General features: G+C 62.6%; 18 protein-coding genes. 13 read left to right on the top strand and 5 right to left on the bottom strand.

Going from position 1 to position 19,401, the window contains the following annotated elements:
• Window positions 1-10: 10 nt before the first annotated feature.
• Window positions 11-1,003: an AraC family transcriptional regulator gene (locus tag ABE528_RS05135; protein WP_152957340.1), complete on the bottom strand. Its 993-nt coding sequence runs from the start codon at window positions 1,001-1,003 to the stop codon at window positions 11-13.
• Window positions 1,004-1,186: 183 nt separating this feature from the next.
• Window positions 1,187-2,611 (bottom strand): aspartate ammonia-lyase, encoded by a 1,425-nt coding sequence (aspA, locus tag ABE528_RS05130; RefSeq protein WP_027917067.1) that lies wholly within the window; start codon window positions 2,609-2,611, stop codon window positions 1,187-1,189.
• A gap of 182 nt (window positions 2,612-2,793) precedes the next feature.
• Between aspA and ABE528_RS05125 the strand changes: the two genes are divergently transcribed.
• The gene (locus tag ABE528_RS05125) at window positions 2,794-3,705 is read left to right on the top strand and encodes a LysR substrate-binding domain-containing protein (protein WP_152957339.1); all 912 of its coding nucleotides are present in this window, start codon (window positions 2,794-2,796) and stop codon (window positions 3,703-3,705) included.
• A gap of 5 nt (window positions 3,706-3,710) precedes the next feature.
• Here ABE528_RS05125 and ABE528_RS05120 read toward each other — a convergent pair whose 3' ends face one another.
• The gene (locus ABE528_RS05120; RefSeq protein ID WP_346652372.1) at window positions 3,711-4,352 is read right to left on the bottom strand and encodes a hypothetical protein; all 642 of its coding nucleotides are present in this window, start codon (window positions 4,350-4,352) and stop codon (window positions 3,711-3,713) included.
• A 296-nt stretch (window positions 4,353-4,648) separates the two neighbouring features.
• Here ABE528_RS05120 and purE point away from each other — a divergent pair, with 296 nt between their 5' ends.
• The 4 genes from purE (at window position 4,649) to ABE528_RS05100 (ending at window position 7,159) form a co-directional block, all read left to right on the top strand.
• Window positions 4,649-5,140, top strand: a complete 492-nt coding sequence (purE, locus tag ABE528_RS05115; protein ID WP_152957337.1) for a 5-(carboxyamino)imidazole ribonucleotide mutase — start codon at window positions 4,649-4,651, stop codon at window positions 5,138-5,140.
• Between the two features lie 10 nt (window positions 5,141-5,150).
• Entirely contained in the window at window positions 5,151-6,233 is a 1,083-nt protein-coding gene (locus tag ABE528_RS05110; protein ID WP_346652371.1) for a 5-(carboxyamino)imidazole ribonucleotide synthase, read from the top strand.
• A gap of 97 nt (window positions 6,234-6,330) precedes the next feature.
• Window positions 6,331-6,576 carry a GlsB/YeaQ/YmgE family stress response membrane protein gene (locus ABE528_RS05105; protein ID WP_152957335.1) on the top strand — a complete coding sequence of 82 codons (246 nt, stop codon included), beginning with the start codon at window positions 6,331-6,333 and terminating at the stop codon, window positions 6,574-6,576.
• Window positions 6,577-6,625: 49 nt separating this feature from the next.
• Window positions 6,626-7,159, top strand: a complete 534-nt coding sequence (locus tag ABE528_RS05100; protein ID WP_178120105.1) for a DUF3299 domain-containing protein — start codon at window positions 6,626-6,628, stop codon at window positions 7,157-7,159.
• Between the two features lie 53 nt (window positions 7,160-7,212).
• On the opposite strand, the gene ABE528_RS05095 is transcribed toward ABE528_RS05100, so the two are convergent.
• The gene (locus ABE528_RS05095; RefSeq protein ID WP_346652370.1) at window positions 7,213-8,109 is read right to left on the bottom strand and encodes a D-hexose-6-phosphate mutarotase; all 897 of its coding nucleotides are present in this window, start codon (window positions 8,107-8,109) and stop codon (window positions 7,213-7,215) included.
• Window positions 8,110-8,181: 72 nt separating this feature from the next.
• Window positions 8,182-8,580, bottom strand: coding sequence for an acyl-CoA thioesterase (locus ABE528_RS05090; protein ID WP_027917060.1), 399 nt, complete (start codon window positions 8,578-8,580; stop codon window positions 8,182-8,184).
• 359 nt (window positions 8,581-8,939) lie between these two features.
• Here ABE528_RS05090 and ABE528_RS05085 point away from each other — a divergent pair, with 359 nt between their 5' ends.
• The 8 genes from ABE528_RS05085 (at window position 8,940) to ABE528_RS05050 (ending at window position 19,399) form a co-directional block, all read left to right on the top strand.
• On the top strand, window positions 8,940-10,229 hold the full coding sequence (locus tag ABE528_RS05085) for an MFS transporter (protein WP_346652369.1): 1,290 nt from the start codon (window positions 8,940-8,942) through the stop codon (window positions 10,227-10,229).
• A 172-nt stretch (window positions 10,230-10,401) separates the two neighbouring features.
• Window positions 10,402-11,400 carry a phosphate ABC transporter substrate-binding protein PstS gene (locus ABE528_RS05080; protein WP_152957331.1) on the top strand — a complete coding sequence of 333 codons (999 nt, stop codon included), beginning with the start codon at window positions 10,402-10,404 and terminating at the stop codon, window positions 11,398-11,400.
• 139 nt (window positions 11,401-11,539) lie between these two features.
• On the top strand, window positions 11,540-13,828 hold the full coding sequence (locus ABE528_RS05075) for an ABC transporter permease subunit (protein WP_346652368.1): 2,289 nt from the start codon (window positions 11,540-11,542) through the stop codon (window positions 13,826-13,828).
• A gap of 17 nt (window positions 13,829-13,845) precedes the next feature.
• Window positions 13,846-15,516: a phosphate ABC transporter permease PstA gene (pstA, locus tag ABE528_RS05070; protein ID WP_346652367.1), complete on the top strand. Its 1,671-nt coding sequence runs from the start codon at window positions 13,846-13,848 to the stop codon at window positions 15,514-15,516.
• A gap of 101 nt (window positions 15,517-15,617) precedes the next feature.
• Entirely contained in the window at window positions 15,618-16,451 is an 834-nt protein-coding gene (gene pstB, locus ABE528_RS05065; RefSeq protein WP_110638940.1) for a phosphate ABC transporter ATP-binding protein PstB, read from the top strand.
• A 65-nt stretch (window positions 16,452-16,516) separates the two neighbouring features.
• Window positions 16,517-17,287: a phosphate signaling complex protein PhoU gene (gene phoU / locus ABE528_RS05060; protein WP_152957329.1), complete on the top strand. Its 771-nt coding sequence runs from the start codon at window positions 16,517-16,519 to the stop codon at window positions 17,285-17,287.
• A 164-nt stretch (window positions 17,288-17,451) separates the two neighbouring features.
• The gene (locus ABE528_RS05055) at window positions 17,452-18,351 is read left to right on the top strand and encodes a response regulator (RefSeq protein WP_152957328.1); all 900 of its coding nucleotides are present in this window, start codon (window positions 17,452-17,454) and stop codon (window positions 18,349-18,351) included.
• Between the two features lie 145 nt (window positions 18,352-18,496).
• Window positions 18,497-19,399: a peptidoglycan DD-metalloendopeptidase family protein gene (locus ABE528_RS05050; protein ID WP_152957327.1), complete on the top strand. Its 903-nt coding sequence runs from the start codon at window positions 18,497-18,499 to the stop codon at window positions 19,397-19,399.
• Window positions 19,400-19,401: the final 2 nt, after the last annotated feature.

Below are 19,401 nucleotides of genomic sequence, written 5' to 3'. Positions count from 1 at the left end.
CCACTGCAGGTCAGCCGCGGAAGTGGCTGGGTGCGACACCGCTCCAACGCTGGAATGCATGGCGGAAACTCGCGGTCTCGCTGAACCCCAGGGTCTCGGCAATCTGGTAGATCGGCATCTGCTCATCGGCCAGCAACTGCTTGGCGCGATCGAAGCGCAGTTCATCGAGCAGTTGTTGATAACTGCAGCCCAGTGCCTGCAGATGCCGGCGCAAGGTGCGCGAGGAACAGTTCATCTGCCGCGCCAGCCCCTCCAGGCCCGGGGCCGCATCCAGTTGTTGCAGCAAGAGCTGGCGGATCCGCCCAAGCCAGGCCTGGCGCCCGGTGAACTCCAGGTTCAACCGCCGGCAGCGCTCGCTCATGGCCTTGTGGGTGATTGGGTCGGCCAGCGGCAATGGCATGTCCAGCCAGCGCCGTTCGAAGGCAAAGGCGTTGTCCTCGGCGTCGAAAGCCAGTGGGCACTGGAAGGCGCCGGTGTAGAGGTTGTGGTAGCCGGGCCGGGTGTGCTCGAAACGGGCGCCGAGCAGCGGCAGCGTGCGGCCGAGCAGGTCATCGCAGATCACTTTCAGCGACACCAGGCAGAACTCGGCATTGAAGGCGGCGAGGGCAGGGCTGTCATGGTATTCGCTGGCGCTGAACCAGACGCGCTGGCCATCGTCGACCAGGCGCAGCTTGAAGACTGTTCCCAGCAGTGCCGGATAGTGCAGCGCCAGGCGCAGAGCGTCACCCAAAGTGGCACTGGAGAGCAGGGCGTAACCGAGCATGCCGTAGCACGACACATGCATGCGCCGGCCCAGTTCCAGGCCGATCTCCTCGCGCCGGGCCACGGCATTGGCGCATACCTGCAACTCTTGCTGGGTGGTGATGCGTGCATCGCTATGGCCAAGGTCGGCCGGGCCTATGCCGCTGCCGGCGAGCAACGTCGTCGCCTCGCAGCCTTCTTCCTGGAACAGGTTGAGGATCAGCGAAACCGCGTTGAGGGTGGTCAGGTGGCTGTGCAGCATGCTCGGTCATCCCGTGGGCCTGGGAGGCATTATGGAGCAAGTTGTGTGCCTATACCGGCACGGCATGACTGGCGCGGCATTCATGAGGCGAAAAAAAAAGGCCCGAAGCGTGCGCTCGGGCCTTTGAAAGGTTGAGAGGTGTCTAGTCCCTCGACCTGGTGAGACTGTTTGCAGCGGCCTGAGTTACGCCTTCAGCGGAACCAGACGTGGAGCGATCATGTTTTCCGGACGCAGGATGTCGTCGAGCATCGCGTCGTCCAGCAGCTTCTCTTCACGCACCAGTTCCAGTACGCCGCGGCCGGTTTCCAGGGCAACGCGGGCGATACGGGTGGCGTTTTCGTAGCCGATGTACGGGTTCAGGGCGGTGACCAGGCCGATCGAGTGCTCGACCAGTTCACGGCAGCGCTGTTCGTTGGCGGTGATACCGACAATGCAGTGCTCGCGCAGCATGTCCATGGCGCGCTGGAGCAGGCGGATCGAGTCGAAGATCTTGTAGGCGATCAGCGGCTCCATCACGTTCAACTGCAGCTGGCCACCTTCGGCGGCGACGGTCAGGGCCAGGTCGTTGCCCATGATGGCGAAGGCCACTTGGTTGACGGCTTCCGGGATAACCGGGTTGACCTTGCCTGGCATGATCGAGCTACCTGGCTGACGCGCTGGCAGGTTGATCTCGTTGATGCCAGTGCGTGGGCCGCTGGACAGCAGGCGCAGGTCGTTGCAGATCTTCGACAGCTTGACCGCGGTACGCTTGAGCATGCCGGAGAACAGCACGAAGGCGCCCATGTCGGAAGTGGCTTCGATCAGGTCGGCAGCCGGTACCAGCGGCTGGCCGCTGATGGTCGCCAGGCGCTGAACGGCCAGGGCCTGGTAGCCCGGGTCGGCGTTGATGCCGGTACCGATAGCGGTACCGCCCAGGTTGATTTCGGTCAGCAGTTCCGGAGCCAGCGAGCGCAGGCGCTGCAGGTCTTCGGTCATGGTGGTGGCGAAGGCGCGGAATTCCTGGCCCAGGGTCATCGGCACGGCGTCCTGCAGCTGGGTACGGCCCATCTTCAGTACGTGGTCGAATTCCTTGCCTTTGGCAGCGAAGGCCTGGATCAGGCTGTCGAGGCTGGCCAGCAGGGCGTCGTGGCCCAGCAGCAGGCCCAGGCGGATAGCGGTCGGGTAGGCGTCGTTGGTCGACTGCGCCATGTTCACGTCGTTGTTCGGGTGCAGGTACTGGTACTCACCCTTCTGGTGGCCCATGGCCTCCAGCGCGACGTTGGCGATGACTTCGTTCGCGTTCATGTTGGTGGAAGTACCGGCACCACCCTGGATCATGTCCACCACGAACTGGTCGTGGTAATCGCCTTTGATCAGGCGGGCGCAGGCTGCACTGATGGCAGCGTGCTTGGCATCGCTCAGGTGACCCAGCTCACGGTTGGCGTCGGCAGCAGCCTGCTTGACCATGGCCAAGGCCACGACCAGCTTCGGGTAGTGCGACAGCGGAACACCGGAGAGATGGAAGTTGTTGGCAGCGCGCAGGGTCTGGATGCCGTAGTAGGCATCGGCAGGGACTTCAAGGGTACCAAGCAGATCTTTTTCGACGCGGAACGATGCAGCGGAGGACATGATGGATATCATCTCGATTTTGACCCGGCACATGCCGGAATGGCGCCAATCCTAGGCCTGAACGAGATTTTGCGGCCAATGCTGTTGCACGCTAACCTATGCACAAACGGCATAGTGTTTCATGTGACGCCAATTGACATTCGAGCGTGTTCCATTTTGGTGCACGCCGGGAGATCTGCTTCATGAACCTCGAAAGCAAGTGGCTGGAGGACTTCAGTGCCCTGGCCTCCACCCGCAGTTTTTCCCAGGCGGCCGAGCGACGCTTCGTTACTCAGCCGGCCTTTAGTCGGCGTATACGCAGCCTGGAAGCGGCGCTCGGGCTGACCTTGGTGAATCGTTCCCGCACGCCGATAGAGCTGACTGAGGCCGGGCAGCTGTTTCTCGTCACTGCGCGTACCGTTGTCGACCAGTTGAGCGAAGTTCTCCGCCATTTGCATCACCTCGAAGGTGGTCAGGGTGAGGTGATCCAGGTGTCTGCCGCGCACTCCCTGGCATCGGGCTTTTTCCCGCGCTGGGTGGCGCAGTTGCGCAACGATGGTTTGAACATCGCCACCCGCCTGGTTGCGACTAACGTCGGAGACGCGGTGCATGCATTAAGGGAAGGGGGGTGTGACCTGATGCTGGCGTTCTATGACCCCGACGCTGCCCTGCAGATGGATGCCGAGATCTTCCCGTCGCTGCACATGGGCACCACTGAAATGCTTCCGGTGTGCGCAGTGGATGCCGAGGGCAAGCCGCTGTTCGACCTTGAAGCCGACAGCAGCGTGCCGTTGTTGGCCTACAGTGCTGGTGCCTTCCTGGGGCGCTCGGTGAACCTGCTGCTACGTCAACGCAACCTGCGCTACACCACCGTTTACGAAACTGCCATGGCTGACAGTCTCAAGAGCATGGCGCTGGAAGGTATGGGCGTCGCCTGGGTGCCCCGTCTGTCCATGCGTGGTGAGCTGGAACGCGGGGAGCTGGCGATCTGCGGCGGGAACCAGTGGCACGTGCCACTGGAAATCCGGCTGTATCGTTGCGCACTGGTGCGCAAGGCCAACGTGCGCCTGTTGTGGCGCAAGCTGGAATCGGCTGCAGCGCAAGGCGAGGCTTGATAGCGTTAGCGTGAATGGCTCAGCAGGTGCGCCTTGATGTTTTCGCGGTTGGCGTCGCTGTAGCGGTAGCAATTCGCCCGGTCCCTGGCTCGTTCGGGGTAAACGTAGGTTTCGCATTTGAGGGGCCAGATTTTTATCTGCTTTTCAGCATCCTCATGGGTTGCCCCGAGCATATGGCCGATCTCATGTGCAGGGTTGGCGTAGGTGGTGCGTGAGGCGATTGCAAAGCTGCCGCCAAGCATCGCCAAGCCTTGGATAACCTTGCCACTGTCCAACGCTTCGTATTCATTTTCGGTGACCAGAAGCGATTTATTGATACCCCGTGGGTAATGGCTGAATGTTTTGTCAGCCACTGCATGATGGAAGGCGTCAAGTGTGGCCCAGGCACTGTTGCTGGCTGCGTAGTTGATGTCGGTGATACCTGCGATGTTGCGGTGGAAGATTACCTCGATGGGATGCGTGGCAAATGCGTGCATCTCGTCTTCCCAATGCTTGAAGTAGTCGTTGTGCATTGCTTGCTCGCTGATGGAAGACAGCTCATCGTGCAGATAAACGTGGATGTTAAGGGGCTCTCTGGCCAACGCAGCCGGCAAGTGCAGGGTGCACGACAGCGTCAGTAATGTGGCAAGTCGCCTGATGTACGGCATGGTTGAGTCCTTTTCGTTTGCAGTGTCTGCGCGATGCTCGGATGGAATCGGAAAGCTCGGAATTTGGAAGGACTTGCACTGGCGTATCAGGGTGGAAAAACTTGTCCCGCGAGACAGCTTGCCCTTTGATCCGACATGTGCTTATGGGGGTGGGCGGCCAGCCCAGAAATACGCTACAATCCCGCGCCTTCGGCCGACCCGGTCGATTCAGAATCCGTATGACAAGCCACGCCGGTCCACCTGCGTGGCTTGTTGCTTTTAGCGCGCCAGAAGGCGCTTGCAGGAGAGGCTCGACGATGAGTGCACTGGTTGGCGTGATCATGGGCTCCAAGTCCGATTGGTCCACCCTTAGCCACACCGCCGATATGCTGGAAAAACTCGGCATTCCCTACGAAGTGAAGGTGGTTTCCGCCCACCGCACCCCGGACTTGCTGTTCCAGTACGCCGAAGAGGCCGAAGGGCGTGGCATCGAGGTGATCATTGCCGGTGCCGGTGGCGCTGCCCACCTGCCAGGCATGTGTGCCGCCAAGACCCACCTGCCGGTGCTGGGTGTGCCGGTGCAGTCGTCGATGCTGTCGGGCGTCGACTCGCTGCTGTCGATCGTGCAGATGCCTGCCGGTGTGCCGGTTGCCACCCTGGCCATTGGCCGTGCTGGCGCTGTCAACGCCGCGCTGCTGTCGGCAAGCATCCTCGGCGCCAAGCACCCGCAGTACCACGCGGCGCTCAAGCAGTTCCGCACGGAGCAGACCGACACCGTGCTGGACAATCCAGACCCGCGTCAGGCTTGAGGCTGAACCCATGAAGATCGGTGTAATCGGTGGCGGCCAACTGGGCCGCATGCTGGCCCTGGCGGGCACCCCGCTGGGCATGAACTTCGCCTTCCTCGACCCGGCGCCAGACGCCTGTGCCGCCGCGCTGGGCGAGCACCTGCGTGCTGACTATGGCGACCAGGACCACCTGCGCCAGCTGGCCGACGAAGTCGACCTGGTGACCTTCGAATTCGAAAGCGTCCCGGCCGAGACCGTGGCTTTCCTGTCGCAGTTCGTCCCGGTCTACCCGAGTGCCGAAGCCCTGCGTATCGCCCGCGACCGCCTGTTCGAGAAGAGCATGTTCCGCGACCTGGGCATCCCGACCCCAGCCTTCGCCGACATTCTCTCGCAGGCAGACCTCGACGCGGCGGTCGCCAGCATCGGCCTGCCGGCTGTGCTGAAGACCCGCACCCTGGGCTACGACGGCAAGGGCCAGAAAGTTTTGCGTACGCCTGAAGACGTGGTGGGCACCTTCGCCGAACTGGGCAGCGTGCCATGCCTGCTGGAAGGCTTCGTGCCGTTCACTGGCGAAGTATCGCTGGTGGCCGTGCGTGCCCGCGATGGCGAAACCCGCTTCTACCCATTGGTGCACAACACCCATGAGAGCGGCATCCTGAAACTCTCGGTGGCCAGCCAAGCGCACCCGTTGCAGGGCCTGGCCGAAGACTATGTCAGCCGTGTGCTCAAGCAACTGGACTATGTCGGCGTGATGGCCTTCGAATTCTTCGAGGTCGACGGTGGCCTGAAGGCCAACGAGATCGCCCCGCGTGTGCACAACTCCGGGCACTGGACCATCGAAGGCGCCGAGTGCAGCCAGTTCGAGAACCACCTGCGCGCCGTGGCCGGCCTACCGCTGGGCTCGACTGCCAAGGTCGGTGAGAGCGCCATGCTCAACTTCATCGGTGAAGTGCCAGCGGTGGACAAGGTCGTGGCCATCGACGGCTGCCACCTGCACCACTACGGCAAGGCCTTCAAGGCCGGGCGCAAGGTCGGCCACGCCACCCTGCGCTGCCAGGACATGGTCGGCCTGAAGGCCAAGATTGCCGAAGTAGAAGCGCTGATCAGCAACTGATCGAACTTCTGCTCGGGGTCTGCCCTCTGAAAATGGCAACAAGCCAAAGCGCTGTCTAGGCTTTGGCTTGTTCCATCTTCACTTCAGAGGGATTGCCATGGGCATCATTGGAACCATCTTCATCGGCCTCATCGTTGGCTTGCTGGCCCGCTTCCTCAAGCCGGGCGACGACAGCATGGGCTGGATCATGACCATTCTGCTGGGTATCGCCGGCTCCCTGCTTGCCACCTATGGCGGCCAGGCACTGGGGATCTACCAGGCGGGCCAGGCTGCAGGATTCATCGGTGCACTGTTGGGTGCGATCATCCTTCTGGTGATCTACGGGTTCATCAAGAAACGCTGAATACTGGTTAGAATGCCCGGCAATTCATCCCGAGTTGCCGAGCATTTTCATGCGTGCCTTTTTTCTCATTCCGTTGCTTCTGGCCAGCACCCTGGCCCATGCCGAACTGCCCGAAACCGACTGGCTGGAGCTGATGCCCAAGTCGGACCAGAAGGCCCTCGAAGCGATGCCCGAAATCGACCACAACTCACCGGAAGCCAATGGCACCTTCACTGCCAAGGGCGGCCTCAAGCAGAGCAAGGGCCTGCCGGCGGTGATGTATTCGACCAAGACTGTGGCCGCCATGAACGGCAAGGACATCCGCCTGGGCGGCTACCCGGTGCCGCTGGAAAGCGATGCCAAGGGCAACAGTACCTTGTTCTTCCTCGTGCCTTACCCGGGCGCGTGCATCCACGTGCCGCCGCCGCCGCCCAACCAGCTGGTGCTGGTGCGGTATCCGAAGGGTTTGAAGATCGACGACATCTACACACCGCTTTGGGTCAGCGGCAAGCTGAAGGTGGAGAAGGTCAGCAATGACCTGGCCGATGCGGCCTATGCGCTGGATGCGGGGAAGGTGAGGGTGGTGGAAGACGCCGACCTCTGATCGCCTGTACCGGCTTCTTCGCGGGCTTGCCCGCGAAGAAGCTGATGCAGGAATCAGATCTCAGCGCTGCCAATTGTGACCTGCAGCGATCGGCTGGCCCCAGGCTTGAGTTCCACCACATCATCCCAGACATTCGCCGTCTCGATGCACAGCATCCGCTGCCAGCCGTCATCGGCCATGTCTGCCAGCTCCTTGGCCCGCTCGGTCCAAGGGTTCCAGATCACCGCCGAGCGCGATCCGTTGCTGGTCAAGGTAATCCGCCGCTGCCAGTGCGGGTCGACGATGCTCAACTTCTGCGGCGTATCCAGGTAGATCCGGTCGGTTTCCCCGGCAAAGCCCAGTTCACCCTGCTGCTGGCGCTGTTGCCAGTCGGCCAGGGTCTCGATGTACTGCAGCCCCTCGACCCCTTCGACCCGCGCCTGGCGGACGTCGCTGACGGCGAAGTAGCTGTGCAGGGCCTGGCTGATGGTTACGGGGCTGTTGCCCATGTTGCGGCTGTTCAGGGACACGGTGAGCGTGTCGCCGAGCACGATCTGCAGCTTCAGTTCGACATCATGCGGCCAGCCCGGCAGTTCTCCCTGGGCCTCTGGCAGCTGGAATTCGATGTGCAACTCATCGCCTTTTTCTTCGACGCCCAGCAATTGCCAGTCACGCGTGCGCGCCAAGCCATGGGCGGGGGCCTGTTCGCCACGGTACATGGCCTGCACTGATGCTGGATTGCGCTGCAAGTTGCCAAACCACGGCCAGCACACCGGCACACCGGCTCGCACCGATTTGCCCTGGCGGAAGATGGCCTGGTCGCTCAGCCACAGCAGCGGTGGCTCGCCAACACGCTGGTAGCTGAGGATCTGCGCGCCCTGCTGGGCGATCAGTAGTTCGGCGCGGTCGCTGCTGATGCGCCAGCAGTTGAGTTCGCCGTGTTGCTCGGATTCGACCTTGAAGGTAGCCATTGCGCTCGTCTCATTGATTGCCTGTGGGCCCTTGGACCCGGTGACGTGCAATGAGTTTACCGCTCGCGAGGCTCAGCGACGAGGCACCGAGCGGGTTCGGCCACTGCCATCGATGGCGACGAACACGAAGGTCGCTTCAGTGACCTTGCGCCATTCGCTGGACAGCGGATCATCACTCCACACCTCGACCATCATGCGGATCGAGCTGCGGCCGATTTCCAGGGTCTGGGTATAGAACGACAGTTGTGCGCCCACGGCCACCGGCACGAGGAATGCCATGCGGTCGATGGATACCGTGGCCACCCGGCCGCCGGCGACGCGGCTGGCCATGGCGGTGCCGGCCAGGTCCATCTGCGCGACCAGCCAGCCGCCGAAGATGTCGCCGAAGCCATTGGTTTCGCGCGGTAGCGCGGTGATTTGCAAGGCCAGGTCGCCTTGCGGGATAGGATCTTCTTGTTCGAGCTCAATCATGCGATGGGGCCTCTGACCCGTGACGCTTTCGTTGGTGTGGCGCAAGGCCGGGAAAACGATTCAGCTGACAACATACTACGCCGATTCCGTTTCGCTGGGCGGCCATAGGGAAACTCTGCGAAACCGTCTGACATCATGACCGGCGTTTTCGCACAACTTCCCAAGGTTAAAGCAACCTTTTCCTACGAACGGCCAGTATATATAGCCAATCGCCGGGCGACGACCGCACATTCACGAATATCTGTATGGATTTTGTATCGCTTTCAGCGCAGCTCGGCAATTTGCTATCTTCGCTCCTCGCCCCAATCCAGAAGCCGCGTGCCAAGCGGCCTGCATGACCTACAAGAGAACAACGAGCGATGACCTCCGTGCCGAGCAGTATCGAGCAGCCCTCGCGGCCGCTGACCCGCAGTGACTACAAGACCCTCTCACTGTCCGCCCTGGGCGGAGCCCTGGAGTTCTACGACTTCATTATCTTCGTGTTCTTCGCCACGGTGGTCGGCAAGCTGTTCTTCCCCGCCGACATGCCCGAATGGCTACGCCTGATGCAGACCTTCGGCATCTTCGCCGCTGGCTACCTGGCGCGGCCGCTGGGAGGCATCGTCATGGCCCACTTCGGCGACCTGCTTGGGCGCAAGAAGATGTTCACCTTGAGCATCTTCATGATGGCCCTGCCGACCCTGATCATGGGCCTGCTGCCGACTTATGCACAGGTCGGCCTGTGGGCGCCGATCCTGTTGCTGCTGATGCGCGTGATCCAGGGCGCGGCGATCGGCGGTGAAGTACCGGGCGCCTGGGTGTTCGTCTCCGAGCACGTGCCGGAGCGCAACACCGGTTACGCCTGCGGGACCCTGACCGCTGGCCTGACGGCAGGGATCCTGCTTGGTTCGCTGGTGGCGACCCTGATCAATACCCTCTACAGCGCCGAAGAAGTGGCCGACTACGCCTGGCGGATCCCGTTCCTGCTCGGCGGTGTGTTCGGCCTGTTCTCGGTGTACCTGCGCCGCTGGCTGCATGAAACCCCGGTGTTCGCCGAGATGCAGCAGCGCAAGGCGCTGGCCGAAGAGCTGCCGCTGCGCGCGGTGCTGCGCGACCACCGTGGCCCGATCATCCTGTCGATGTTGCTGACCTGGATGCTGTCTGCCGGCATCGTGGTGGTGATCCTGATGACCCCGGCATTGCTGCAGAGCATCTACCACGTCAGCCCCACCGATTCGCTCAAGGCCAACAGCCTGGCGATCGTGCTGCTCAGCTTCGGCTGCATCGGTGCCGGCAGCCTGGCCGACCGCTTTGGCGCGGGCCGGGTGTTCGTGATTGGCAGCCTATTGCTGCTGGCCAGCTCCTGGACTTTCTACCACAGCCTGCCGACCCACCCTGAGCTGCTGTTCCCGCTGTATGCGGTGACCGGCCTGTGCGTGGGGGTGATCGGCGCGGTGCCGTATGTGATGGTCAAGGCGTTCCCGGCGGTGGTGCGCTTCAGCGGGTTGTCGTTCTCCTACAACGTCGCCTACGCCATCTTCGGTGGCCTGACGCCGATGGTGGTGACGGCGCTGCTCAAGGTCAGCCCGATGGCACCGGCCTACTATGTGGCTGGCTTGTGCGCCGTCGGTCTGGTCGTGGGCCTGTATCTGCTCGCCAACAAGCGCTGATCTGCGCCAAGGCAACTGGCCTCTTCGCGGCTTCAGTCGAGAAGAGGCCAGACCTCTTTTCGTGATGGCCTTTCATCCATTTGTCACAATTGAGTCATATCGTATTCATGCGGCCTGCAGATACTTGGCCCCGTTCCATCCAACACCCCAATATTCCTGCTAGGAGCAAGGCATGAAACTGAAGCGTTTGATGGCGGCCCTCACCTTTGCCGCCGCTGGCGTTGCGACCGCCAACGCGGTAGCCGCTGTCGACCCTGCGATCCCGACCTACACCAAGACCACCGGTGTTTCGGGCAACCTCTCCAGCGTCGGTTCCGACACCCTCGCGAACCTCATGACTCTGTGGGCCGAGGCCTACAAGAAGGAATATCCGAACGTAAACATCCAGATTCAGGCTGCCGGCTCCTCCACCGCGCCACCCGCGCTGACCGAAGGTACCGCCAACCTCGGCCCGATGAGCCGCAAGATGAAGGACGTCGAGCTGCAGGCCTTCGAGCAGAAGTACGGCTACAAGCCGACCGCCATCCCGGTCGCCGTCGATGCCCTGGCCGTGTTCGTGCACAAGGACAACCCGATCAAAGGCCTGACCATGGCTCAGGTCGATGCCATTTTCTCGTCCACCCGCCTGTGCGGCGCCAAAGCCGACGTCAAGACCTGGGGCGACCTGGGCGTGACCGGCGACCTGGCCAACAAGCCGGTGCAGCTGTTCGGTCGCAACTCGGTATCGGGTACCTACGGCTACTTCAAGGAAGAAGCCCTGTGCAAAGGCGACTTCAAGCCTAGCGTCAACGAACAGCCTGGCTCGGCTTCGGTCGTGCAGTCGATCAGCTCCTCGCTGAACGGCATCGGCTATTCGGGCATCGGCTACAAGACTGCCAGCGTCAAGACCGTGGCCTTGGCCAAGAAAGAAGGCGGCGAGTTCGTTGAAGACAACGAAACCAACGCCCTGAACGGCACCTACCCGCTGTCGCGCTTCCTGTACGTTTACGTCAACAAGGCGCCGAACAAGCCGCTGGCCCCGCTGGAAGCCGAGTTCGTCAAGCTGGTCCTGTCGCAGGCTGGCCAGCAGATCGTGGTGAAGGATGGTTACATCCCGCTGCCGGCCAAAGTGGTCGACAAGGCACTGGCTGACCTGGGCCTGTCCCACGCCGGTAACGTTGCAAAGAAGTAAGTAATTGAGGATGAGGCCGGTGCTGATGCCCGGCCTCTTCCACGACTTTCCAGTCCGGTGCCAGGGTTCCTGAGCGGCGGGCTTTTTTGCGTCAACTCACTGTCATGTTTTTGTCATACGGGACCGCTAGGGTGTGCGCATGAATGATCTGGCCAATTCCACAATGACCCCAAATTCCCCGCCCGTGCGGATTGACTTCAATACGCCCGAGTTGCAACGCAAGCGCCGCATGCGCGCCCTCAAGGATCGCCTGACCCGCTGGTATGTACTGGTGGGCGGGCTTGCCGTATTGGCAGCCATCACGCTGATCTTCTTTTATCTGGCTTATGTGGTGCTGCCACTGTTCCAGGGCGCCGAGCTGACCAGCAAGAAGGCCCTGGAGCCAACCTGGCTGCAACAGGATGCCGGCAAGCCACTGATGATCGCCCTTGAAGAGCAGAACCTGGTCGGCATGCGCGTTTCGGACAAGGGTCAGGCCATTTTCTTCGACACCAAGAGCGGTAACCCGCTCAGCCGCGTCGACCTGCCATTGCCGGCAGGTACCCAGGTCGCTTCGATCGGCGCTGACCAGCCGGGCAGCCCGCTGGTCGTGCTCGGTCTGTCCAATGGTCAGGCACTGGTGTTCCACCACACCTACAAGATCACCTACCCGGACAACAAGAAGACCATCACCCCAGCCATCGACTACCCGTACGGCCAGGCGCCGTTCGTGCTCGACGACCAAGGCCGTGCGCTGGAGCACGTGAGCGTCAACGTCAATGGCGACACCCTGGTGCTGGCCGGCTCCACGGGTGCGCACCTGCAGGTGGTCGAGCTGTCGCGCAGCGAAAACATGCTGACCGGCGAGACCAGCACCGAGCAGAACCGCATCGAATTGCCGCAGATGACCGAAGTGGTGAAGAACATCTTCATCGACCCGCGTCAGCAGTGGTTGTACGTGATCAACGGTCGCGCCACCGCCGATGTCTTCAGCCTGCGCGACAAGAGCCTCAATGGCCGCTACAAGCTGGCCGAAAGCGCCGACACCGAAATCACCGCCACCGCCCAGCTGGTGGGTGGCATCTCGCTGATCATCGGCGATTCCAAGGGCGGCCTGGCCCAGTGGTTCATGGCCCGCGACCCGGATGGCGAGCAGCGCTTCAAGCAGATCCGTACCTTCCAGTTGGGCAAGGCGCCGATCGCCCAGATCGATGCCGAAGAGCGTCGCAAGGGCTTCATCGCCCTGGATACCGACGGCAAGCTCGGCGTGTTCCACAGCACCGCGCACCGCACCCTGCTGGTCGAGCAGGCTGCCGAAGGTGCAGGCATCCTGGCCCTTTCGCCGCGTGCCAACCGCATCATCATCGAAGAAGGCGGCAAGCTGCTGCCGCTGAGCCTGCGCAACCCGCACCCGGAAATTTCCTTCAGCGCGCTGTGGGGCAAGGTCTGGTACGAGAACTATGACGAGCCCAAGTACGTCTGGCAGTCGACCGCCTCGAACACCGACTTCGAACCCAAGCTGAGCCTGTCGCCGCTGACCTTCGGTACCCTCAAGGCCGCGTTCTACGCGATGATCCTGGCCGCTCCGCTGGCCATTGCCGCCGCCATCTACACCGCCTACTTCATGGCCCCGGGCATGCGCCGCAAGGTCAAGCCGGTGATCGAGCTGATGGAAGCGATGCCGACGGTGATCCTCGGCTTCTTCGCCGGCCTGTTCCTCGCACCGTACCTGGAAGGCCACCTGCCCGGCGTGTTCAGCCTGTTCCTGATCATGCCCCTCGGCATCCTGCTGGCAGGCTTTAGCTGGAGCCGCCTGCCGGAGTCGATCCGCCTGCGCATCCCGGATGGCTGGGAAGCGGCAATCCTGATCCCGGTGATCCTGGTGATCGGCTGGTTCGCCCTGTCGGTCAGCCCGTACCTCGAAAGCTGGTTCTTCGGTGGTGACATGCGCCTGTGGATCGAGCACACGCTCGGCCTGCGCTATGACCAGCGCAACGCCCTGGTGGTCGGTATCGCCATGGGCTTCGCGGTCATCCCGAACATCTACTCGATCGCCGAAGACGCCGTGTTCAGCGTGCCGCGCAGCTTGACCCTGGGCTCCCTGGCCCTGGGTGCGACGCCGTGGCAGACCCTGACCCGCGTGGTCATCCTCACCGCCAGCCCGGGCATCTTCTCGGCGCTGATGATCGGCATGGGCCGTGCGGTGGGCGAGACCATGATCGTGCTGATGGCCACCGGCAACACCCCGGTGATGGAATTGAACCTGTTCGAAGGCATGCGCACCCTGGCCGCCAACGTGGCGGTGGAAATGCCTGAATCGGAAGTTGGCGGCAGCCACTATCGTGTGCTGTTCCTCGCCGCTCTCGTGCTGCTGATGTTCACCTTCATCATGAACACCTTGGCCGAGCTGATTCGCCAGCGTCTGCGCAAGAAATACTCGTCGCTTTGATAGAAAGGTAGCGATCCGTGAAAAAGGATTCCCTCAAAGGCTGGTTCAAGAGCGGCGCCCCAGGCGTCTGGATCAGCGGTGGCGCGGTGGCCATGGCGGTGATCATGACCGTTGGCCTGCTGGCGGTGATCGCCGTACGCGGCCTGGGCCACTTCTGGCCAGCCGACCTGATCCAGGCCACCTACAAGGTGCCGGGCCAGGCCGACCTCGTTGTCATCGGCGAAGTGGTGCAGAAGGAAGAAGTCCCGCGTGCCCGCCTCAAGGGCGCCGGCCTGCCGGTGCCGGACGACGGCCCTGAGTTCATGACCCGCGAGCTGGTCAAGGTGGGTAACCGCGACCTCAACGGCAGCGACTTCACCTGGGTGGTCGGCGACTGGCTGGTCGACCAGCAGCACCCGGCTGACCTGATCGCCCTGGAACGCCGCGAGTGGGGCAACTTCTACGGTTACCTGGTCAGCGTCAAGGAAGAAGGCCGCGTGGTTGCCCAAGGCCCGGCGGCCTGGAGCGAGCTGCAAGCCCGCCTGAAGCGCGCCAACCAGCTCAACAGCGAGCTGCAAACCCTTGAGAAGAAGGACATCGGTGCCATCAACCATGGCCTCGAGCGCCTGCGCCTGCACGGCCGCAAGCTGGAACTGGACGGCAAGCTGGACGCCACCGCCCAGGCCGACATGGACGCCGAACGCGCCGAGCTGAACAGCCGCTACAAGGCCATCGAGGACCGCCTGCTGGGCCTGCACCAGGCCTTTGCCCGCGACAGCCTGGTGGCCCGCGACGGCAACGGCCGCGAAGTGGAAATCAACCTGAGCAAGGTGGTGCACGCCGTCCAGCCGAACGGCATGTCCGGCTTCAGCAAGATGGGCACCTATTTCGCCAAGGTCTGGGAGTTCCTCAGCGACGATCCGCGTGAAGCCAACACCGAGGGCGGCATCTTCCCGGCCATCTTCGGCACCGTGATGATGACCCTGATCATGGCCGTAATCGTCACGCCGTTCGGCGTGCTGGCTGCGGTCTACTTGCGCGAATACGCCAGGCAAGGCCCCGTAACCCGCCTGATCCGCATCGCGGTGAACAACTTGGCCGGCGTACCGGCGATCGTCTACGGCGTATTCGGCCTGGGCTTCTTCGTCTACGTGCTGGGCGGCTCGATCGACCGCCTGTTCTTCCCCGAAGCGCTGCCGGCGCCGACCTTGGGTACCCCGGGCTTGCTGTGGGCTTCGCTGACCCTGGCGCTGCTGGCCGTGCCGGTGGTGATCGTGGCCACCGAGGAAGGCCTGGCGCGGATTCCGCGGACTGTGCGTGAAGGCTCCCTGGCCCTGGGTGCGACCAAGGCCGAAACCCTGTGGAAGATCGTCCTGCCGATGGCCAGCCCGGCCATGATGACCGGCATGATCCTCGCCGTGGCCCGCGCCGCTGGTGAAGTGGCGCCGCTGATGCTGGTGGGTGTGGTGAAGCTGGCGCCATCGCTGCCGCTGGACGGCAACTACCCGTACCTGCACCTGGACCAGAAGATCATGCACCTGGGCTTCCACATCTACGACGTCGGCTTCCAGAGCCCGAACGTCGAGGCTGCGCGACCGCTGGTATACGCCACCGCGCTGCTGCTGGTGCTGGTGATTGCCACCCTCAACCTGTCGGCGGTGTGGATCCGTAACCACCTGCGCGAGAAGTACAAGGCGCTCGACAGCTGATTGAAGCTTTAAGTCACAAGCGGCAAGCTCCAAGCAGATTGCCGCTTTGCCCTAACTTGCAGCTTGCAGCTCGAAGCTTGCAGCTACAAATGGAGTCAACCATGCAGAACGAATCCCATACCCACGGCATCGACATGTCTGCCCTGGGTCGCGACAAGCAGGGCCTGCGCCTGGCTGAAGAAACCGTGGCCATCGAAGTGCCGGGCCTGAGCCTGTTCTACGGCGACAAACAAGCCCTGTTCGACGTGCAGATGAACATCCCCAAACAGCGTGTGACCGCCTTCATCGGCCCGTCCGGCTGTGGCAAGTCGACCCTGCTGCGCACGTTCAACCGCATGAACGACCTGGTCGACGGCTGCCGCGTGGAAGGCGCCATCAACTTGTACGGCAACAACATCTACCGCAAGGGCGAAGACGTGGCCGAGCTGCGTCGCCGGGTGGGCATGGTGTTCCAGAAGCCTAACCCGTTCCCCAAGACCATCTACGAGAACGTGGTCTACGGCCTGCGTATCCAGGGCATCAACAAGAAGCGCGTGCTCGATGAAGCCGTGGAGTGGGCACTGAAGGGCGCCGCCCTGTGGGACGAGGTCAAGGACCGCCTGCACGAATCTGCCCTGGGCCTGTCCGGCGGCCAGCAGCAGCGTCTGGTGATTGCCCGCACCATCGCCGTCGAGCCTGAGGTGCTGCTGCTCGACGAACCGTGCTCGGCGCTGGACCCGATCTCGACGTTGAAGGTCGAAGAGCTGATCTACGAACTGAAATCCAAGTACACCATCGTCATCGTGACCCACAACATGCAACAGGCGGCGCGTGTTTCGGACTACACCGCGTTCATGTACATGGGCAAACTGGTCGAATTCGGGGATACCGACACCCTGTTCACCAACCCGGCGAAGAAGCAGACCGAAGACTACATCACCGGTCGTTACGGCTAAGCCCGGCTTGCCCAGGGAACGATACGAACTACTTGAAGCTTGCAGCTGCTTCGCGGAGCGAAACGATGATCAACAAAGAAAGCCTGACGCACCATATTTCCCAGCAGTTCAACGCCGAACTCGAAGAGGTGCGCAGCCACTTGCTGGCCATGGGTGGCCTGGTCGAGAAGCAGGTGAACGATGCCGTCACCGCGCTGATCGAGGCCGACTCGGGCCTGGCCCAGCAGGTGCGTGAAGTCGACGAGCAGATCAACCAGATGGAGCGCAACATCGACGAGGAATGCCTGCGCATCCTCGCCCGCCGCCAGCCAGCGGCCTCCGACCTGCGCCTGATCATCAGCATCTCCAAGTCGGTGATCGACCTGGAGCGCATTGGCGATGAATCGACCAAGATCGCCCGCCGCGCCATTCAGCTGTGCGAGGAAGGCGAGTCGCCGCGTGGCTACGTCGAAGTGCGCCACATCGGCGACCAGGTGCGCAACATGGTGCGCGACGCCCTCGATGCATTCGCCCGCTTCGATGCTGACCTGGCACTGGCGGTGGCCCAGTACGACAAGACCATCGACCGCGAGTACAAGACAGCCCTGCGTGAACTGGTCACCTACATGATGGAAGACCCGCGCTCGATCTCGCGGGTGCTCAGCGTGATCTGGGTGCTGCGTTCGCTGGAGCGGATCGGCGACCACGCACGCAACATCTCGGAGCTGGTGATCTACCTGGTGCGCGGTACCGACGTGCGGCACATGGGCCTCAAGCGCATGAAGGCAGAAGTCGAAGGCACTGCCGGTGACGCGGCCGAAAGCGCTAATGTTCCGGGCAAACCTGACGATAAATAAGATTGCTCCCGAGCATCGACGCCCGGCCCGTGCCGGGCGTTTTCGTTTGTGGCAGAGCAATCAGCAGGCACCCGCGAACGATGCGAAGAAGTCCCGGCGTGACCCTAGAGTTGGCAAGTGGCCACCCTTGCGCGGTAGGCTAGTCGGGTTCAAGAGGAGTATCGATGAGTAAAGTCAATGTGCTGGTCGTGGATGACGCGCCGTTCATTCGTGACCTGGTCAGGAAGTGCCTGCGCAACGCCTTCCCGGGCATGGTCATCGAAGATGCGGTCAACGGTCGCAAGGCCATGGCCATGCTGGCCAAGGAGCCGTTCGACCTGGTGCTGTGCGACTGGGAGATGCCGGAGATGTCTGGCCTTGAGTTGCTGACCTGGTGCCGTCAGCAGCCTGAGATGAAGGACCTGCAATTCATCATGGTGACCAGCCGTGGTGACAAGGAGAACGTGATCCAGGCCATCCAGGCCGGCGTCTCCGACTTCGTCGGCAAGCCGTTCACCAACGAACAGCTGTTGACCAAGGTGAAGAAAGCCCTGAGCAAGATCGGCAAGCTGGAAAGCCTGATGGCCGGTGCACCGGCACGGGTGAATTCGGCATTCGCCAACGACTCGCTGAGTGCACTGACCGGTGGCAAGCCTGAAGCGGCCAAGGTGGCGGCGCCTGCTGCCGCGCCGGCCAAGCCTTTGCTCAATGCGCCGAAGCCGCAGACTGCGGCGGCTGCGGCCCAGGCCGGGCGGGGGCAGGGCCAGTTGCGCCTGGCCAGCGGCACCCAGCCCTGCGTGATCAAGGCCCTGAGCCTGAAGGAAGCGTTGCTGGTGGTACGTCGCAGTGCCGCGTTGCCACAGGTGCTGGAGGGCGCAGTGCTCGACCTGGAGCAGGGTGAGAATGCCGAAGTGGCGCGCCTGAACGGTTATCTGCACGCCATCGCGGCGCTGGAGCCCAAGCCAGAAAGTGACTGGCTGCAGCTGACCTTCAAGTTCGTCGACCAGGATGCGCAGAAACTCGACTACCTGTCGCGCCTGATTGCCCGCGGGACCCAGCAGAAGCATTTCACCCCCGGCGCCTGATCTGGGCGATACACAGCACCTTGTGGGCTCGGGCTTGCTCACAAGGTCCGCGCCAATCTGCCAGGTTCTTCCGACCAGCTGTAATACCGCCTACAGATCCCGCTGCTAGTCTTCGACAGACCATACCTGTCAAAAAGCCACCATCATGCCAGCCGTCGCCCGCTTGCTGCTTTTCTGTGCCTTGCTTTCGGCCTCGGCGTCGAGCATGGGCATGACGATCTACAAGACCGTCGACAACACCGGCGTGGTCTCGTACTCCGATCGCTACAGCCCGGGGGCAAAAACCTTCGAGCTGAGCGAGCCGATCCTCGATCACATCGATGGCAAGGTGCGCCTGCAGGCCGAAACCTTCCCGGGCGGTGTGCGCTTCATGGTGCGCAACGATCTGTACGTGCCGATGCAGGTTGAGCTGCGCGTCGACAAGCTGACCAATGCCTTCGGCGGCAACCAGCCGCGCAACATACGCGCCGTGGTGGGGCCGCGTTCGAGCAAGGTGCTGAGTTCGGTGCTGGCCGCCCCAGGTGGCAAGTTGCAGTACGCCACCCATTTCCAGTACGCCATGGGTGACCCTGGCCAGCGCTCTTTGGCCTACCGCTATCCGTTTCCCTGGAAGGGCGGGCCATTTCGCCTGACCCAGGGGCCCAATGGGCGCTTCAGCCATTTCGGCCCCAGGAGCCGCTATGCGATGGACATCGCCATGCCGGAGGGTACGCCGATCATTGCAGCGCGGGGCGGCATGGTGGTGAAGGTCGAGAATGACCAGAGTGGTCGAGGTGGCAACCCGGGGGGCAATTTCGTGCGGATACTGCACCCCGACGGCACCATGGGCGTGTACCTGCACCTGATGCGCGGTACGGTGCTGGTGCGCGAAGGGCAACAGGTGGTGGTGGGGCAGGCCCTGGCGAAGTCGGGCAATACCGGTAACAGCACCGGGCCCCATCTGCATTTCGTGGTGCAGCGCAATGTGGGGCTGGCGCTGGAATCGATACCGTTCCAGTTCGACCGTCCGCTTGGCGGGTTGCCGGACTTCACTGCCGGCAACCCGTAGGG

This window comes from Pseudomonas sp. TWI628 (assembly GCF_039673865.1).
In the GTDB taxonomy this organism is placed as follows: Bacteria; Pseudomonadota; Gammaproteobacteria; order Pseudomonadales; family Pseudomonadaceae; genus Aquipseudomonas.
Note: the sequence above shows the minus strand (reverse complement) of the source record. Positions and strands in the feature narration are given on the sequence as shown.

Excerpts from the sequence above, each read along its gene's own strand:
- ABE528_RS05135 (WP_152957340.1), bottom strand. The coding sequence starts at position 1,003 with ATGCTGCACAGCCACCTGACCACCCTCAACGCGGTTTCGCTGATCCTC.
- aspA (WP_027917067.1), bottom strand. The coding sequence starts at position 2,611 with ATGTCCTCCGCTGCATCGTTCCGCGTCGAAAAAGATCTGCTTGGTACC.
- ABE528_RS05125 (WP_152957339.1), top strand. The coding sequence starts at position 2,794 with ATGAACCTCGAAAGCAAGTGGCTGGAGGACTTCAGTGCCCTGGCCTCC.
- ABE528_RS05120 (WP_346652372.1), bottom strand. The coding sequence starts at position 4,352 with ATGCCGTACATCAGGCGACTTGCCACATTACTGACGCTGTCGTGCACC.
- purE (WP_152957337.1), top strand. The coding sequence starts at position 4,649 with ATGAGTGCACTGGTTGGCGTGATCATGGGCTCCAAGTCCGATTGGTCC.
- ABE528_RS05110 (WP_346652371.1), top strand. The coding sequence starts at position 5,151 with ATGAAGATCGGTGTAATCGGTGGCGGCCAACTGGGCCGCATGCTGGCC.
- ABE528_RS05105 (WP_152957335.1), top strand. The coding sequence starts at position 6,331 with ATGGGCATCATTGGAACCATCTTCATCGGCCTCATCGTTGGCTTGCTG.
- ABE528_RS05100 (WP_178120105.1), top strand. The coding sequence starts at position 6,626 with ATGCGTGCCTTTTTTCTCATTCCGTTGCTTCTGGCCAGCACCCTGGCC.
- ABE528_RS05095 (WP_346652370.1), bottom strand. The coding sequence starts at position 8,109 with ATGGCTACCTTCAAGGTCGAATCCGAGCAACACGGCGAACTCAACTGC.
- ABE528_RS05090 (WP_027917060.1), bottom strand. The coding sequence starts at position 8,580 with ATGATTGAGCTCGAACAAGAAGATCCTATCCCGCAAGGCGACCTGGCC.
- ABE528_RS05085 (WP_346652369.1), top strand. The coding sequence starts at position 8,940 with ATGACCTCCGTGCCGAGCAGTATCGAGCAGCCCTCGCGGCCGCTGACC.
- ABE528_RS05080 (WP_152957331.1), top strand. The coding sequence starts at position 10,402 with ATGAAACTGAAGCGTTTGATGGCGGCCCTCACCTTTGCCGCCGCTGGC.
- ABE528_RS05075 (WP_346652368.1), top strand. The coding sequence starts at position 11,540 with ATGAATGATCTGGCCAATTCCACAATGACCCCAAATTCCCCGCCCGTG.
- pstB (WP_110638940.1), top strand. The coding sequence starts at position 15,618 with ATGCAGAACGAATCCCATACCCACGGCATCGACATGTCTGCCCTGGGT.
- phoU (WP_152957329.1), top strand. The coding sequence starts at position 16,517 with ATGATCAACAAAGAAAGCCTGACGCACCATATTTCCCAGCAGTTCAAC.
- ABE528_RS05055 (WP_152957328.1), top strand. The coding sequence starts at position 17,452 with ATGAGTAAAGTCAATGTGCTGGTCGTGGATGACGCGCCGTTCATTCGT.
- ABE528_RS05050 (WP_152957327.1), top strand. The coding sequence starts at position 18,497 with ATGCCAGCCGTCGCCCGCTTGCTGCTTTTCTGTGCCTTGCTTTCGGCC.